Source organism: Oscillatoria sp. FACHB-1406, from assembly GCF_014698145.1.
Lineage (GTDB): Bacteria > Cyanobacteriota > Cyanobacteriia > Cyanobacteriales > Spirulinaceae > FACHB-1406.
On the sequence record NZ_JACJSM010000008.1, the window covers coordinates 45,873 to 61,030 of the forward strand.

The 15,158-nt window shown below is 48.0% G+C and carries 15 protein-coding genes; 5 read left to right on the top strand and 10 right to left on the bottom strand.

Annotated features, from left to right (window positions below):
- Nucleotides 1-13: 13 nt before the first annotated feature.
- The gene (locus H6G50_RS23860; protein WP_199302795.1) at nt 14-655 is read right to left on the bottom strand and encodes a serine/threonine-protein kinase; all 642 of its coding nucleotides are present in this window, start codon (nt 653-655) and stop codon (nt 14-16) included.
- 156 nt (nt 656-811) lie between these two features.
- Here H6G50_RS23860 and H6G50_RS10560 point away from each other — a divergent pair, with 156 nt between their 5' ends.
- Complete coding sequence (locus H6G50_RS10560; RefSeq protein WP_190715935.1) at nt 812-2,011, top strand: FAD-dependent monooxygenase; 1,200 nt, start codon at nt 812-814, stop codon at nt 2,009-2,011.
- A gap of 81 nt (nt 2,012-2,092) precedes the next feature.
- On the opposite strand, the gene H6G50_RS10565 is transcribed toward H6G50_RS10560, so the two are convergent.
- The gene (locus H6G50_RS10565) at nt 2,093-2,368 is read right to left on the bottom strand and encodes an HU family DNA-binding protein (protein ID WP_190715937.1); all 276 of its coding nucleotides are present in this window, start codon (nt 2,366-2,368) and stop codon (nt 2,093-2,095) included.
- Nucleotides 2,369-2,651: 283 nt separating this feature from the next.
- Nucleotides 2,652-3,104 (bottom strand): tellurite resistance TerB family protein, encoded by a 453-nt coding sequence (locus H6G50_RS10570; protein WP_190715939.1) that lies wholly within the window; start codon nt 3,102-3,104, stop codon nt 2,652-2,654.
- 170 nt (nt 3,105-3,274) lie between these two features.
- Here H6G50_RS10570 and H6G50_RS10575 point away from each other — a divergent pair, with 170 nt between their 5' ends.
- The 3 genes from H6G50_RS10575 (at nt 3,275) to H6G50_RS10585 (ending at nt 5,696) form a co-directional block, all read left to right on the top strand.
- A complete protein-coding gene (locus H6G50_RS10575) occupies nt 3,275-3,676 on the top strand; it encodes a DUF2809 domain-containing protein (protein WP_190715941.1) in 402 nt (133 codons plus the stop codon).
- A 136-nt stretch (nt 3,677-3,812) separates the two neighbouring features.
- On the top strand, nt 3,813-4,466 hold the full coding sequence (locus H6G50_RS10580; RefSeq protein ID WP_190715943.1) for a Uma2 family endonuclease: 654 nt from the start codon (nt 3,813-3,815) through the stop codon (nt 4,464-4,466).
- Nucleotides 4,467-4,535: 69 nt separating this feature from the next.
- Nucleotides 4,536-5,696, top strand: coding sequence for a CapA family protein (locus H6G50_RS10585; protein ID WP_190715945.1), 1,161 nt, complete (start codon nt 4,536-4,538; stop codon nt 5,694-5,696).
- Between the two features lie 76 nt (nt 5,697-5,772).
- On the opposite strand, the gene murJ is transcribed toward H6G50_RS10585, so the two are convergent.
- The 7 genes from murJ to H6G50_RS10620 form a co-directional block, all read right to left on the bottom strand.
- Nucleotides 5,773-7,374 carry a murein biosynthesis integral membrane protein MurJ gene (murJ, locus tag H6G50_RS10590; RefSeq protein ID WP_190715947.1) on the bottom strand — a complete coding sequence of 534 codons (1,602 nt, stop codon included), beginning with the start codon at nt 7,372-7,374 and terminating at the stop codon, nt 5,773-5,775.
- Nucleotides 7,375-7,445: 71 nt separating this feature from the next.
- A complete protein-coding gene (locus H6G50_RS10595) occupies nt 7,446-7,664 on the bottom strand; it encodes a hypothetical protein (RefSeq protein WP_190715949.1) in 219 nt (72 codons plus the stop codon).
- The gene (locus H6G50_RS10600; protein ID WP_190715951.1) at nt 7,648-8,094 is read right to left on the bottom strand and encodes a PIN domain-containing protein; all 447 of its coding nucleotides are present in this window, start codon (nt 8,092-8,094) and stop codon (nt 7,648-7,650) included. Before H6G50_RS10600 ends, H6G50_RS10595 begins: the two co-directional genes overlap by 17 nt.
- Before the next feature lie 22 nt (nt 8,095-8,116).
- Entirely contained in the window at nt 8,117-8,929 is an 813-nt protein-coding gene (larE, locus tag H6G50_RS10605; RefSeq protein ID WP_190715954.1) for an ATP-dependent sacrificial sulfur transferase LarE, read from the bottom strand.
- Nucleotides 8,930-8,961: 32 nt separating this feature from the next.
- Nucleotides 8,962-9,426, bottom strand: a complete 465-nt coding sequence (locus H6G50_RS10610; RefSeq protein WP_190715955.1) for a hypothetical protein — start codon at nt 9,424-9,426, stop codon at nt 8,962-8,964.
- Nucleotides 9,427-9,449: 23 nt separating this feature from the next.
- Complete coding sequence (locus H6G50_RS10615) at nt 9,450-9,953, bottom strand: hypothetical protein (protein ID WP_190715956.1); 504 nt, start codon at nt 9,951-9,953, stop codon at nt 9,450-9,452.
- A gap of 96 nt (nt 9,954-10,049) precedes the next feature.
- Nucleotides 10,050-12,872, bottom strand: coding sequence for a valine--tRNA ligase (locus H6G50_RS10620; RefSeq protein WP_190715959.1), 2,823 nt, complete (start codon nt 12,870-12,872; stop codon nt 10,050-10,052).
- A gap of 425 nt (nt 12,873-13,297) precedes the next feature.
- Here H6G50_RS10620 and H6G50_RS10625 point away from each other — a divergent pair, with 425 nt between their 5' ends.
- A complete protein-coding gene (locus tag H6G50_RS10625; protein WP_190715961.1) occupies nt 13,298-15,073 on the top strand; it encodes an ABC transporter substrate-binding protein in 1,776 nt (591 codons plus the stop codon).
- Nucleotides 15,074-15,158: the final 85 nt, after the last annotated feature.

Here is a 15,158-nt window from a genome sequence, read left to right on the forward strand (position 1 = left end):
AATCAGCGGGATGTTACCCTGTTACCAAATAAACGAGCGTTGCACCCAGGCTGTAAAGATCGGAAACGGGAGCAATTCGACCGCTAAATTGTTCGGGAGCCATATAGCCATAAGTGCCGACAATGGTAAAGGTACTGCTATTTTTAGAAGCGGCGGTTTGTACAGAGCCAAAATCTACGAGATAAACTTGTCCGACAGAATTCCCCGAACGATCGCCAAGCAATACATTACTCGGTTTGATGTCGCGATGAATGACAGCGGGATTGAGGTGATGGAGGTAAATAAGAATATTGAGCAACGCTTCGGCAATTTCTTTAAGTTCGGCTTCGCTAAATTTACGCCCGGATTGTAGATAAGATTCGAGCGATCGCGCCTCAATATAGCTCTGAACCAGTGCAAACCCTTGATTCTCCCCTTCATTAAATTCAAAGGAGTCGAGATAGGAAGGAATTTGAGGATGAGAAAGCGCTTGCAAAACTTGAATTTCGCGCTCGAAGAGTTTAAAAGCGTCCCATTCTAACTCCCGATTAAACGTTAGCAGCTTGAGGATAACGCGATCGCCCGTTACGGTATCGTGCGCGAGAAAAGTCTGTCTTCCCGGTTTGCGGCTCAACGATTCTATAATCTCGTAGCGATCGCGTATTACTCGACTCACTGTCTTATTCTCCCGAACTTTATTACACGATTAGTACAACTTTCAACACGACTGCTACACAGAATTACGGAGTTATTGATAAAACGTTATGGATTAGCTCGAACGCCTAGTTTTACAGCGATCGCGCCTTCCGCAAATTGCAATACACTTAAATTTATGAAACAAGTCGTTATTGTGGGGGCGGGGCCGACGGGCGCAACCCTAGCATTATTATTGGTACGATGCGGTATCGGCGTAACTTTAATTGAGGCGGCGAAGGATTTCGATCGCGTCTTTCGCGGAGAAGCCCTAATGCCAAGCGGTTTGGACGCTTTAGCACAAATGGGACTTTCCCCCCTATTGGAGCGCATCCCGCACCGTCCCCTCGCCGCTTGGGAATTTATTATTGAGGGACAACAACTTTTTCGGGTTGAGGAACCGATGGGCGCGTCTCGTCCTTGCACCTTAATCGCGCAGCCGCCGCTATTAGAAGCGTTAATCGAGGAAGCGCGATCGCATCCTAATTTCGAGTTTATCGGTGGCGTAGCGGTAAAAGACTTACTTTGGGAAGAAGGGCGCGTGGCGGGCGTAAAACTTGCCGATGGGCGAGAAATCGCTTCAAGCTTAGTTATCGGGGCGGATGGGCGCGGTTCGGCGGTGCGCCAGCGAGCGGGTTTGAAGTTAATCACGCAGCCGAAAAGTATTGACGTGCTGTGGTTTAAGTTGCCCGTTCATCCCCGTTTGGTTGAAGAGAATGTTTTTTATTCAATTGTCAGCGGCGATCGCGTTTTTAGCGTCTTTCACGGCGCGGAAGCTGGCAAACTCCATTTAGCTTGGGTTCTGTTCCCCAACGACGCTAACGAGGGCAAAAACGCCAACTGGGGCGACATTTTCGCTTCGCATTCTCCCGCATGGTTGGCCGAGCATTTCCGCAACTGCCGAGACGCGATCGCAGCACCAGTGCGACTTTCCGTTCTCGTCGGGCATTGTCCCCAATGGCATCAACCGGGCGCACTGCTGTTAGGCGATGCCGCCCATCCGATGTCGCCGGTGCGCGCCCAAGGAATTAATTTAGCCTTGCGGGATGCGATCGTTGCAGCCAATCATCTCGTCCCGCTCTTGACAAACGAAGCAAATCATGAGTCGCTCGATGCGGCTCTAGGGAAAATTCAACGCGATCGCGAACCGGAAATCTTACTCGCCCAACGCTTGCAAAAAAGGGAAGCGCAGCAAGGGGAAATCCTGAGAAGCAGCAGATTGGTGCGATCTCTGCTCCTGCGCTTTCCCCCCCAACTGCGCGCCCTGGTTCGTCGTTCTTGGGTCGAGCGACAACAGAAAATGCGCAATGGCAGCGTGCCAGTTCGCTTGAGGGTTTGAGCCAATGGCTCTGCGGTAGAAGCGCTCTTCAACGCTCGGAGTGGTTCTACCGCCAAGGACAAGAGCTAAGCTACCAACAGTTTATGAAGCCACCCGATCCTTAAACAGTTTGCCCGCAGAGAAGGCCGGAACGGTCGTCGCCGGAATTTGCATGGGTTTCCCCGTTCTAGGATTGCGACCTTCGCGAGCGCGACGCTCGCGCGGCTCAAACGTGCCGAAACCCACCAGCGTGACTTTCTCGCCACCCGCAACAGCCTCTTCAATTGCCTCGGTCATAACTGAGATAATCGCGTTGACTTCCTTCTGAGACAAGCCTGTTTTTGCAGCAACAGCCTGGACTAATTCTCCTTTATTCATAATCTCGCTTAAAAGAATTGATTTGAAGCGATTTTAGCCGATTCGCGAATGATGACAAGGGGTTGGAAACACATCTTTGTCGTTCCGAACTTTGAGTGATACATTTGAACTAGCTTTTTCGGTTTGAGGAGATTTCCGAGAAAGTCAGATTTTTTCAAGGTACGAGCAAAGAAGAAGCGGTCATTAAATTTAAGAAAGATAACGGTGTTTGTGGACTGTAGAGACGTTGTATACAACGTCTCTACGCCTCTTAACAAAAAGTTAATCAGTAGTTTCTGACGATTTAGCCCTTATTTTTAATCAGCATCACCTGAATGATTTGATGAACGGTTTCCTCGGGCAGTTGCATCGCATTGCACAGACTACCGAGTAGCGATTCTTCTTCCGGGGAGACATTGCCATCCGCCAAAATGAGGTCGGTTGCGATCGCGAAGGTTGTATCGTAGAGATCGTGCGGTAACGTTGACATCGCTGCGTTGAAGAGCGCTTCCGAACCTTCGCGGCGCAGCGTATTGCAGAGTTTATCGAACATTCGCTGCATCACATCTCTAGAGTAGCTGCGAAATAGTTTCATGCGACACAGAACGGTATTGAGCAAGCTGATTTCTTCCTCAGAGAGATAACCGTCCGCAGCAACGACAATCAGCATAATCGCAGCAAACGCTTCCGCAGGACCGAGGGTAATTTGGTTCTGCTGGAGGTTGCCTGTTTTGCGGAAAGAGTCGAATAAGCCCATATCTCAAATCCTTTTTTAATGGGGAATTTGTCTATCTTGGCTCAACTGCTCGGTATTGTCCTCATAGTTTCAATTTTTGTAACCAAGCGATCCAAAATACCTCGATGTTGGAAAATAGCAAGGTTGCGATCCTGAAGGAATCCGCGTAGCGGTACGCGCAAAACACATCAATGTGGCGAAGTAAACATTTCTTAATTTTTCTCTCTCTTTTTGCCGTTACAGTTTTTGGTATTTGGTCTAAGTTTTATACGGGAGTAGGTCGCGAATGGCTGAATAATTCTTTCGGCGGTGTATTGTATGAGATATTGTGGTGTTTATTTTTCTTTGCATTCTTTCCCCGCAAAAAGGCAATTGCAGCGATCGCGGTTTCGGTTTTTGTCGGGACTTGCGCGCTAGAATTCCTACAATTGGTCAAAACGCCGTGGCTCGATGCCATCCGCGCTACCCTTATCGGGCGATTGTTGCTGGGAACGACGTTTGTCCCTTCCGATTTTATCTATTACGCGATCGGTTCTTTTCTCGGTTGGTTATGGATGTTATCTATTGAGAAAAGTATGAATAGGAGGCGCTAGCGAAGCATAACGCCTCTTATTGTCGGTTCGCGTCCGGGTAACTTTAAGCAATGACTTTATTCAGGGTTAGGCTTGTGACCTGAAATTACGAATTAATAATTATTTGGTTAATATTCCGCTCGATTCGACAAAAACAATGGCTGCTCATTCACTAATCGTTCCTCTTCAATCAATCGAACTTTCTCCGGGAAGTCATTTACTGATTCCCAAAATTTCTTGGGAACAGTACGAATCTCTCCTAGAAGAATGGGGAAGCGATCGCGTTATTCCTCGCATAAACTACAGTAACGGTATCTTAGAGTTAATGGCTCCCCTGCCAGCCCACGAACGCCCTCATCGCATCATTGGCTATATCGTAACAACCTTATTAGACGCGCAAGGACAAGATTGGGAAGATTTTGGTTCGACAACTTTTAAAAAATTTCAGCAAGCGGGACTCGAACCCGATACTTGCTTCTATATTCGCAACGCTCAACGAATACGCTCCCGCCAGCGTATCGATTTAGAAAACGATCCTCCTCCCGATTTAGCGATAGAATCCGACTTGACTTCAACCACAACTTTAGACGCTTATTTAACTATTCAAGTCCCAGAAGTTTGGATTTATGCCAATTGCCAACTCAAAATTAAGCTTCTTACCTCGGAAGGTTATCAAGAAGCTAGCGAAAGTCAGATATTTCCCGACTTAGATATCCAAAAAATGATTCCTCGCTTAATCGAGCAAGCATTTGTGGAGGGAACCCGTGCGATGTTGCGATCGCTGCGCCAGCGGTTACAATCTAATGAATGATTAATAACGTCAAAAACAATAAAACAATTGATAAAAACAATGTCTCTTAATTATTAATCATCGAGTGTTTTGAAAATTAAATTCCTAGCTTTTACGAGTCTTTTTTTGCTTTCGAGTTGTACGCTGTCACCTGCACCGCGAAAACTGACGATCGCGCCCGCTCCTGCTCCCACCTCGAAACAATATACAACCGAGGCGGAATTAGTCGCAGTGGGCGATATCCTCATGCACATGGCACTGACGCGATCGGGTTACAATGCTCAAACGAAAACTTATAATTTCGATCGCTTCTTCACCGAAACTAAATCTATCATTAGCAGTGGCAATTGGGCGATCGCGAACCTGGAAACTACCCTCGCCGGATCCGAACTTGGTTACTCAGAATTTCCGCTCTTTAATGCTCCCGCTCCCATCGTTGATGCGGCAAAAAAAGCCGGATTTAATATCTTGACAACGGCAAACAATCATGCTCTAGATAAAGGCGAAATTGGCGTTCTCAATACAATTAAAAATATTCGATCGCGCGGCGTGGCTTCAACCGGAACGGCAAGTTCTCCCCAAGAAGCCCAAAAGATTTTAATTGTTACCAAAAATCAAATCTCAATGGCAATTCTTGCCTATTCTTTTAGTACCAACGGTATCCCCATTCCTCAAGGTAAAAACTATTTAGTTTCCCTTATTGACAAAGCAAAAATTCTTAAAGATATTGCCAGAGCGAAACAGCAAGGAGCCGATGTTGTTGCGATCGCGCTTCATTTTGGGGAGGAATACCAGCGCCATCCTACCGACGAACAAAAGCAATTAGTCAAAACCTTAATTCAAGGAGGAGCGGATATTATTCTCGGCAGTCATCCCCACGTCGTACAACCCTATCAAATCTTGAATGTTGTCGGGCGAGATGGCAAGCCTAGAAAAGGAGTTGTTATTTATTCGATGGGTAACTTTATTGCTTATCAACTTGGTCATTATAAAGATTTAGGCGTTATTTTTAAAGTTAAGCTTCGCAAGCAATTTCCCGAAGAAACGCTGACCATTACTAAGGTCGAAGCGATTCCAACTTACACGCAAAACTATACCCTAAACGGTAAGTTGAATTTTCGAGTTTTACCGATCGCGGCAACCTTAAGCCGCCCGAAGGATCCCTTGATTCCCGCTTCAAAGTATCCCGTTTTAAAAGAACAACTCACAGACATGAATCGCCATTTAAATTCCTTGAGGGGAAGTAGATAATGGGCAACGTTGAGACACCAAGAGTGTATTTCTCGAATTACGAATTACGAATTACGAATTACGAATTATTTTTGAATTAGCGGCGCGAGAATTTTTGGCGGACGCGATCGCGCAAAAGCTCCAATTCCGGCAGTTTAAATTGCAGCGCAACCAGGAAAAACACCACGAACGCGATCGCGCTGGCAAATCCTAAGTCCAGCACTAAAAAGAGTGGCTTATCCGTTCCCACAGCTTGCTCCCAACCCCAATTAAACGCCCAACTACACGCACTCGCAAGGATGCTCCCCAATGTCAGTCCGGCAAAGATCGAACCCCATTCGACTAAAGGCAATCCTCCCAAGCGACGATGCAAAATCCAGAGCAGGCAAACCATCGAGAAAAAGTTTACGCTTACGGTAGCCATAACTAACCCCGGTGTGGCGAAATACTCGATCAAAAAATAATCTAAAACAGCGTTGATAAAAATATTGATAATGCTGACGCGGAAGGGCGTTTCGCCATCGCCGAGGGCGTAGAAAACCCGCACGAGAATATCGCGCCCCAGATAGAAAAACATCCCAAAACCGTAAGCCATCAATACGGGGGCGACAATTGCGGAAGCTTTAGCATCAAAGGCGTAGCGTTCGTAGATGAGGCGGACAATGGGAACGGCGAGGGCAATAAAAATCGCTGTCAGAGGCAGCATCGATAGGGCAGTAAGGATTAAGCCTTGGCGAATGCGAAGTTTGAGATCGCTGCGGTGTTCGATCCCCGTGAGGCGGGAGAAAACGGGCAGCAACGGCACCAGCAGCATATTGGAGATAATCCCCAAGGGCGTTAAGACGATGAAGTTGGCGTAGCGCATGGCAGCGGCAGCCCCTTCAATCGCTGAGGCAAAGTACAAATCGGTGTAAACGTTGATGTGTAGCATCCCGGAGGAGAGGGCGGCGGGAGCCATTACTTTCATAACATCGCTAACGCCGGGAGTGCGCCAATCGAAGCGCAGTTTTAGGGTTCCTAAACCGCCTCGCCATTGTTCCACCAGTTGCACCAACCATTGCAAGATGCCGCCCGCGAGGGTGGTTCCAGCGAGGACAATCCCGCCAAGGGTGATGTATTGGGGGGCTTGGATGCGATCGCCTAAATACAGCATCAGTCCGCCCAAACCCACCAGCGTTACGACACTCGAAAAGATAGGGCTGATACTGGGCAACCAGTAGCGATCGCTTGCATTCAGAGTGCCGAACCCAATCCCAATTAAGCCTGCCAGAATGGACAGGGGAGCCATAATCTGGAGTTGTTGAACTGCACTAGCGCGCGTCGTCGGTTCCAATCCGGGGGCGAGGATATCGATGAAGAGTCCGGCGAAGGCGATTAATACCGCGACGATCGCGATAAAGATAATGCTGACGAAGGTGGTAACGGTTTCGACAATCGGCGCGGCTTCTTCTTTTTTGCGTTTGGCGAGGACGCTGACGAGGGCGCTGTGAAAAGGCCCGTTGATACCGCCAAGCAGGATGAGAAGGAAGCCCGGGATAACGTAAGCGTAGGCGTAGGCGTTGACAACCGGGCCCACGCCAAAGGCAGCCGCGATCGCAACTTCCCGAAAGAGTCCAAAAACTTTACTGATTAAGGTAGCAACGGCAACAATGCCAGCAATTTTAGCGAGGGAACGGGAAGAGGTACGATCGGCGGACACTTTTTGATTCAATTGAGAGTAAGGGGTTGTTGGTGATGGACGAGGGGAGTTTTAGGAACACCGAGCCGTTATTAAGGCTCCGGCTTCAAGGCCTGAAACTTTAAGATTTTAGAGGATAAACTTTCCACGGATTCTCGACCAAAAAGTTCATCTTTGAGTTTTAAGTAATCTCCTTTGCCCAGATTGCAGGCTGCCCAAAACCGAGCAACTTTAGACGCTTCCATATTAGATACAAGAATGTGAAATCCTTCTTCCAAAACTTGCTGCTCGCTTTTAACTTGGATATTCATTAGCGCTCTCCAATACAAAATCCACTGGGTTTATTACTCTCAGGCTTAGTCCCGAACAGCGATTAATAAGCCGTTTGTCACAAGTAATGAAATAGTGACTCCCACTCGCTTCGGCAGACGCAATATGCAAAGCGTCGATCGCCTTCAATCCATTATCCTCTAAATTACTCGCTCTCTGAGCGATCGCATCATTAATCTCTTGTTTAAACTCAGAAAGCTGAAGATATCGATTCATTGCTTCTTGTTTGATTGGAAAAGGATTGCGACTATTCTCATACTCTAGAACTGACGAACTTATCAGTTCAAAATATTTTGCCTCAATCATTTGCAAAACGAGCGTTACCGCTTGCGACTCTAGGAAAATTTTAGGCTGCGTTTGGTCGTCAAAAGGGCGGTTATAGGCACTGGTATCTAAATAGATTCTTGTCATGCAATCGCGACGAGTTTGCTCGTCAAGCCTTTAATAACGCATCGTTCAATTTGCCGCTGCGGTAGCCTTCTAAATCGAGGGTGACGCAGACAAAACCCAAGTCTTTAAAGGTTTTTACGACTTCGGGGAGATCGATAGCGGCAATAAAAGATTGAATTTGTTCGGCTGGAATTTCGATGCGGGCAGTGTCGCGATCGCTGCGGACGCGCAAGGTATTGTATCCCAACTTGCGTAAATAAACTTCCGCCCGTCCGACGCGATGCAATTTAGCAACGGTAATTTCTTCGCCGTAAGGGAAGCGAGAAGAAAGACAGGGTTGGGCGGGTTTATCCCACCAAGGAAGTTCTAGGAGTTGGCTGAGTTGGCGAACTTCGAGTTTGGAAATTCCGAGTTCGGCGAGGGGCGATCGCGCGCCGCGTTCTTTTGCCGCTTGAATTCCGGGGCGATAGTCCTGCAAATCATCGGCATTGATCCCATCGACAACGTAGGGATAGCCTTTTTCTCGGGCGAGGGGTTTGAGGGTATCGTGCAGTTCGCTTTTACAGAAATAGCAGCGATTGACGGGGTTGGCGGTGTAGTTGGGATTTTCCATTTCTCGGGTTTCCACCAACTCGTGGGCGATACCAATTTCGGCGGCTTGAATTCGCGCGTCTTCGAGTTCTTCGGGCAGGAGGGAGGGAGAAACGGCGGTCATAGCTAGGGCGCGATCGCCGAGAACATCCCGCGCCACTTTTGCGACTAAGGTACTATCAATCCCGCCGGAGTAGGCGATTAAAGCCGTCTCCATTTCCGAAAAAAGTGTTTTTAAAGCTTGTAATTTTTGTTTAATTTCCATTTTAATAATTGTCAATTTTCCATTGTCAATTATCAATTATCATTCAATTCTTTCCAACGCAGTTCTAATTCTCCTTTCTCCTTTTCGAGAGCCGCTTCAAGTTCTTGGATTTGTTCGCGGCGGGTTTCAATTTCTAAATTGCGACGCGCAATTTCTTGACTTTGCAAGGTTAATTCTTGTCGCCAGCGTTCGATCCGGGCTTCTTCTTCTTCTAGCGAGAAAACTTCTGTTTTTTCCTCCTCTTGCCATCGTTGTAATAACAGCAAGAGCCAATCTCTGGCGTTTTCTAGACCGAGAATTTGGCGACTCTCACCCAAGTTAACTATCACTAATATCCCCTCAGAGAGATAGGGAATTTCTGTTTGATACTGCGGCGTAAGGGCGATCGCTTCCGCGTCGCCAACGACCCAAACATCATCAGACGTTTGCGCCGCAAGCAGTTGCAGCGTCATATCCCCGGTCGTCGGATTCTTTTGCACTTGGGCTAAGTGTAACATTTGGATTTGTCAGTCAATCTCAGTTACTTTAAACGTTCGAGGCGATCGCGAAGAATTTCCGACTGCTTTTGAGCTTCTTCCAAACTCTCGGCTGCGCTGCGAACGATTTCAGCAGGCGCTTTATTGATAAAACCTGGGTTTTTCAAGCGACCCGTTAGAGATTTAACCTCTGCCTCGATTTTTTGGAATTGTTTTTCGAGTTTCGCTCGCAGCGCGTCGAGATCGGCAATTCCCGACAACGGCATTAAGACTTGAATGGTGCCGACCACTCCAGCAAAGGCTCGTTCTGGCTCCGTTTCTAGAACCGATACGACTTCCAAAGTTTCGACTTTCCCTAAATCCCGAATGTAAGCTTTACAAGCTTCGAGGATTTCCCGTTCTTGGATATTTTCGCTTTGTAAAACAATCGGAACTTTAACGCCCGGTTTGATTTCGGCGGCTGCCCGCAAATTGCGAATCGTCCGGATGGTTTCGATCGCTAACTCGAACTGCTTCTCCAGTTCGGGGTCGATTAAGGTTGCTGTCATGGGTTGCAATATAGCATTCAAGCTTAGGAATGGATTTCCGAATTTTTAAAGATTAAGAAAGGAGGAGCGATCGCGAGCGGTCTTTAATTTTAAGGTTTAGCGATCGCCGATCACCTCCTCTTTCGTCTCTTGGATGATTTGAGACAGTTCTTGGCGATTTTGCGATCGCAACAGGAAGCGCACCACAAACCACGCAATATAACCCAAGCCGATCAGTTGTAGGCTGGGCGAGAGTAAGGGAATGCGGTGGATAGCCCCCAAGATTGCTTGCAGGACAAACAAAGAAACTAGCGCGCCTAAAAAGATTCCCGCAACGCTTAAGGGGCGTTGATAGCTCGAGAAAAAGCTGGCGAGTTCTTCGGGCAGATCTTCGATAAAGCGAGCGACGCGATCGAGAATTTCGGTAAATTGCGACTCAGCTTTTTCGCCGGGAGGCAGCATAGCGATGGGCGGTTCGGGTACGGGGGTGACAATCGGTTCGGGAGTGACGATAACGGGTTCTTCTTGCTCGGGCATGGGTTCGAGGTTGGTAGTAGTAGACGTTGTGGTTTTAGATAGGTCGATCGCGAGATCTTCTTCTGTTGTTGGCGTTTCTGCCTCGTCAACGATTTCAGCCTCCTCCAAAGCGGAAAGTTCCTCTTCTGGGGAAGTTTCGGACGGTTGTGCAGGCTCGTTCATGGGTCTCTCCTTGAGGATTTCATCGACTTCTGGATAGGCTTGCAGGGCTAAAAATTCCCCGTGCTTTTGCGCGAGAACGTGCCAGATTTCTTCGGTAATATGCGGCATCAAGGGATGCAACAGTTTTAGAATACCTTCTAGCACGTAGGCAAGGGTTTGTTGGGCGACCCGGCGAGATTGAACCTCGGCGGTGTCCGATCGAAGTCGAGGTTTGACAAGTTCAATATACCAGTCGCAGAAGTCTCCCCATATGAAATCGTAAAGTCCTTTTGCTGCTTCGCCTAAACCATAGGCATCGAGCGCTTCTCGGGTTTGAGCGACAGTACGGTAAAAACGCGAGAGAATCCAGCGATCGCACAATTCTAAATCTTCCACTGCCGGTAAACCGAGTTCTTGCGGCGTTTTCCCCTCGAGGTTCATCATCGCGAACCGCGCTGCATTCCAAAGTTTATTGGCAAAGTTACGCGACGCTTGTACTGACTCGGATTCGTCGGTGGCGCGATCGTATTGCAGGCTAATATCCTGTCCCGCTCCGGCAACTTCTTTAATTAAGGTATAGCGCAGGGCATCAGTCCCGTATTTCTCAATTAAAATCAGGGGATCGATGCCATTGTTAGCGGATTTTGACATTTTCTTGCCATTTTCATCCCGAACTAACCCGTGAATATATACGTCCTTAAACGGCATCTCTCCGGTAAAATAGCCCGCCATCATCGTCATCCGCGCCACCCAGAAGAAGATGATGTCGAAACCCGTTACTAACACCGAATTCGGGTAATACTTCGCTAAGTCGGTCGTTGCTTCCGGCCAGCCCATTGTCGAAAAAGGCCACAATCCCGAAGAAAACCAGGTATCGAGAACATCGGGATCGCGCTCTAGCTTGACATTTTCTCCAAACTGTGAAACGGCTTTTTCCCAGGCTTCCTCCTCGCTGTGCGCTACCACAAAGGGCGTTACATCGGTAATTTCGCCCTCGGTTTCGCTGACGGCGTACCAAGCAGGAATTTGATGTCCCCACCACAACTGCCGGGAGATGCACCAATCTTTCAGTTTCACCAACCAATCGCGATACACTTTCGTCCAACGTTCCGGGACGAAGTGGGGTGAATCTTCGTTATCGAGGCAGTGGAGGGCTTTTTCGGCGAGGGGATCGATTTTGACGAACCATTGAGTCGAAAGGAGGGGTTCGACGGGGACTTTGCCGCGATCGCTGTAAGGAACGGTATGCTTGTAATCCTCTACCTTGACCAAAAATCCTTCTTCATCCAAGCGCTGCACCACATTCTTGCGCGCCTCGAAGCGGTCTTGTCCGACGAATTCGCCGCCATTCTCGTTCAGCGTCCCATCCTTATTGAGGATATTCACGAACGGCAACTCGTGACGCTGCCCCATCTCAAAATCGTTGGGGTCGTGCGCCGGAGTTACTTTCACGCAGCCCGTCCCAAACGCGGGATCGACCAATTCATCGGCGAAAATCGGGATTTCTCGCCCGACGAGGGGCAGTTTCAACGTTTTACCGATTAAGGCTTGGTAGCGTTCGTCGTTGGGATTCACCGCTACGCCCGTATCGCCCAGCATTGTTTCCGGGCGCGTCGTCGCCACTTCCACAAATCCGCTGCCATCGGTCAGGGGATAGCGGAAATGCCAGAGTTTGCCGTCAACTTCTTTACTTTCAACTTCCAAATCCGAAACCGCCGATTGGGATTCCGGACACCAGTTGACCATGTACTGCCCGCGATAGATTAAACCGTCATTGTAGAGGCGCACGAACGCTTCGATGACGGCATCGCGCAATTTCGGGTCGAGGGTGAAGCGTTCCCGCGACCAGTCGGCAGAAAGTCCGATACGTTTGAGTTGATTGACAATTGTACCGCCGGATTGGGCGCGCCATTGCCAAGCGCGATCGAGAAATTCCTCCCGCCCGACTTCGTAGCGCGTCGTCCCGTCCTGTCGCAACTGCTTCTCGAGGATTGTATGGACGGCAATGCTGGCGTGGTCGGTTCCCGGCAAACACAAGACGTTTTTACCCAGCATTCTCTGGTAGCGCACGACGGTATCGAGAAGGGCCGTATTAAAAGCATGGCCCATGTGCAAGCTACCGGTGACATTCGGCGGCGGAATGACAACGCTGTAGGGTTCGCCGCCGCTATTGGGATTGGCTTGAAAAACTTGATGGGTTTCCCACTCCCGTTGCCATTTCGCTTCGGCAACTGAGGGGTCATACTGGGTTGGCAGGGTCATTTCAGTTATAGTTATCAGTTATCAGCGATCGCTCATCAAGAACGACGGCTTTAAGTGATTTTGAATGTATGGACAGTTAAATTTTGCCACAGGGGTGGAACCGTTATACAAAATCGATAAGAAGGGGCGCGAGTTAATTTTACTTCGCCCGAACTGTTTATTTCTCTATCGTAGGCGATCCCGTAGGAATCCGCATAGCGGATGCGCCTGAAGACATCTCCTGTGTTAATTTGTGGGTAGAGATCGAGAAGTATCGACGTTTTGTTACCCAAAGCCAGGGCTGGTTTGACGCGATCGCAATGCTGAAGTGAAGGTATTTTATTAAACAGCAGTTAGCTTACAAAGCGAGTGTTGTAAGACTTCTTATAAAACGCTGAAGCAACCTCAAAACAAACTACGCGGGATGAATCTTTAAAAATTGTAGTATGAAAAAAATTTGGCACGAGCGGACAAAACTTTGGCGGCGGGGATTGGCAATGCTGCTTGCACTGGTGGGCGCGATCGCGTTTTCGGCTTGTTCGGGGACAATGTTAAAAGGAAGCGCTGCGCAAGTTCCCCAAGTCGTTCTCAGTATTTTAAGCGATCCCAAGACCTTTAATTACGTCCTTAATGCCGAATCGCCCAATATTTTTGGATTGACCTACGAGGGATTACTGAGAGAAAATCCCCTCACGGGCGCGATCGAGCCGAGATTGGCAAAATCTTGGGAAATTTCCCCCGATAAGCTGCGAATTACCTTCACATTGCGCGAGGGGTTGAAATGGTCGGACGGACAACCGCTAACCATCAATGATGTCGTATTTTCTTACAATAAACTCTTCCTCAATGAAGAAATTCCGACGAACGTTCGCGATAGTTTGCGCATCGGTCAAAGTGGTAAGTTTCCGATTGTCCGAAAGGTGGATAATCAGCGCGTTGAATTTATCTTTCCCGAACCCTTTTCCCCCTTCGTCGGTGCGACAGGTTTAGGGATTTTACCCGCTCATGCCCTCGGAAAATTTGTTACGGAAAAAGATAGTGAAGGCAAACCTATTTTTCTCTCGAAATGGGGCGTTGATACTCCCCCGAATGAAATTATTGTTAACGGCCCTTACAAGCTAAAAAGTTATGCGACTAGCCAGCGCGTCGTCTTTGAGCGCAACCCTTATTTTTGGCGAAAAGACGCACAAGGAAATGCTCTGCCTTACATCCAAGAAGTCGTTTGGGAAATTGTTGAAAATCAGGATACTTCATTATTGCAGTTTCGTTCCGGTGATTTAGATGCAATTGGGATTTCGCCGGAATACTACTCGCTCCTCAAACGAGAAGAAAAACGCGGGAAGTTTACGATTTATAATGGCGGCCCTTCTTACGGGACGAATTTTGTATTTTTTAATCTCAATCGCGGCAGTCGCGATGGTAAACCGCTCGTCGATCCGATTAAGTCGCGTTGGTTCAATAACGTCAAGTTCCGTCAGGCGGTAGCTTACGCAATTGATTACCAACAAATGATTAATAACGTTTTTCGGGGCTTAGGCGCGCCCCAAAAATCGCCAATTTCCGTTCAATCGCCGTTCTACGATGATACTTTAAAGGGATATTCTTACAATCCCGATAAGGCTCGTTCTTTACTGAAGGAAGCTGGATTTAAGTATAACGATCGGGGGCAATTATTAGACGATCGCGGCAATCGCGTGCGCTTTGTTTTAGCGACGAATGCGGGGAATAAAACTCGCGAGTCTATGATGACGCAGATCGTGCAGAATTTGGCGCAAATCGGCATACAAGTCGATCCCAATCCTTTGGCATTTAATGTAGTCGTTGATAAGCTTTCAAACTCGTTAGATTGGGATTGCGTCTTGCTCGGTTTGACGGGTGGCAACGAACCGAATGATGGGGCAAATGTTTGGTTCCCAGAAGGAAATTTGCATATGTTCAATCAAAAGCCGCAACCCGGAGAAAAGGAGATCGAGAGTTGGGAAGCGGCGGATTGGGAACGACAAATTCAGCAGTTATATATTCAAGCAGCCGCAGAGTTCGATCTAGCGAAGCGTAAAGCGTTGTATGCACAGACGCAGCAGATAACGGAGGAATATTTACCGTTTATCTATTTAGTCAATTCTCTTTCTTTGTCAGCAGTTCGCGATCGCATTCAACCGATACAGTATTCTGCTCTCGAAGGTGCTTTATGGAACATTGAAGAGTTAAAGATTGTGGAGTAAATTCTAGATAAATATTGATGATTTACGTCTGATGTGCATTATCCAATAGTCTTGATTTCCCTCACCCCCAGCCCCTCTCCCGATC

What these genes read in the sequence shown, in the direction of transcription:
- H6G50_RS10610 (WP_190715955.1), bottom strand. Translation starts at nt 9,426, where the DNA reads ATGTTACACTTAGCCCAAGTGCAAAAGAATCCGACGACCGGGGATATG.
- larE (WP_190715954.1), bottom strand. Translation starts at nt 8,929, where the DNA reads ATGGAAATTAAACAAAAATTACAAGCTTTAAAAACACTTTTTTCGGAA.
- H6G50_RS10600 (WP_190715951.1), bottom strand. Translation starts at nt 8,094, where the DNA reads ATGACAAGAATCTATTTAGATACCAGTGCCTATAACCGCCCTTTTGAC.
- H6G50_RS10570 (WP_190715939.1), bottom strand. Translation starts at nt 3,104, where the DNA reads ATGGGCTTATTCGACTCTTTCCGCAAAACAGGCAACCTCCAGCAGAAC.
- H6G50_RS10620 (WP_190715959.1), bottom strand. Translation starts at nt 12,872, where the DNA reads ATGACCCTGCCAACCCAGTATGACCCCTCAGTTGCCGAAGCGAAATGG.
- H6G50_RS10560 (WP_190715935.1), top strand. Translation starts at nt 812, where the DNA reads ATGAAACAAGTCGTTATTGTGGGGGCGGGGCCGACGGGCGCAACCCTA.
- H6G50_RS10615 (WP_190715956.1), bottom strand. Translation starts at nt 9,953, where the DNA reads ATGACAGCAACCTTAATCGACCCCGAACTGGAGAAGCAGTTCGAGTTA.
- H6G50_RS10565 (WP_190715937.1), bottom strand. Translation starts at nt 2,368, where the DNA reads ATGAATAAAGGAGAATTAGTCCAGGCTGTTGCTGCAAAAACAGGCTTG.
- H6G50_RS10580 (WP_190715943.1), top strand. Translation starts at nt 3,813, where the DNA reads ATGGCTGCTCATTCACTAATCGTTCCTCTTCAATCAATCGAACTTTCT.
- H6G50_RS10625 (WP_190715961.1), top strand. Translation starts at nt 13,298, where the DNA reads ATGAAAAAAATTTGGCACGAGCGGACAAAACTTTGGCGGCGGGGATTG.
- H6G50_RS10595 (WP_190715949.1), bottom strand. Translation starts at nt 7,664, where the DNA reads ATGAATATCCAAGTTAAAAGCGAGCAGCAAGTTTTGGAAGAAGGATTT.
- H6G50_RS10575 (WP_190715941.1), top strand. Translation starts at nt 3,275, where the DNA reads ATGTGGCGAAGTAAACATTTCTTAATTTTTCTCTCTCTTTTTGCCGTT.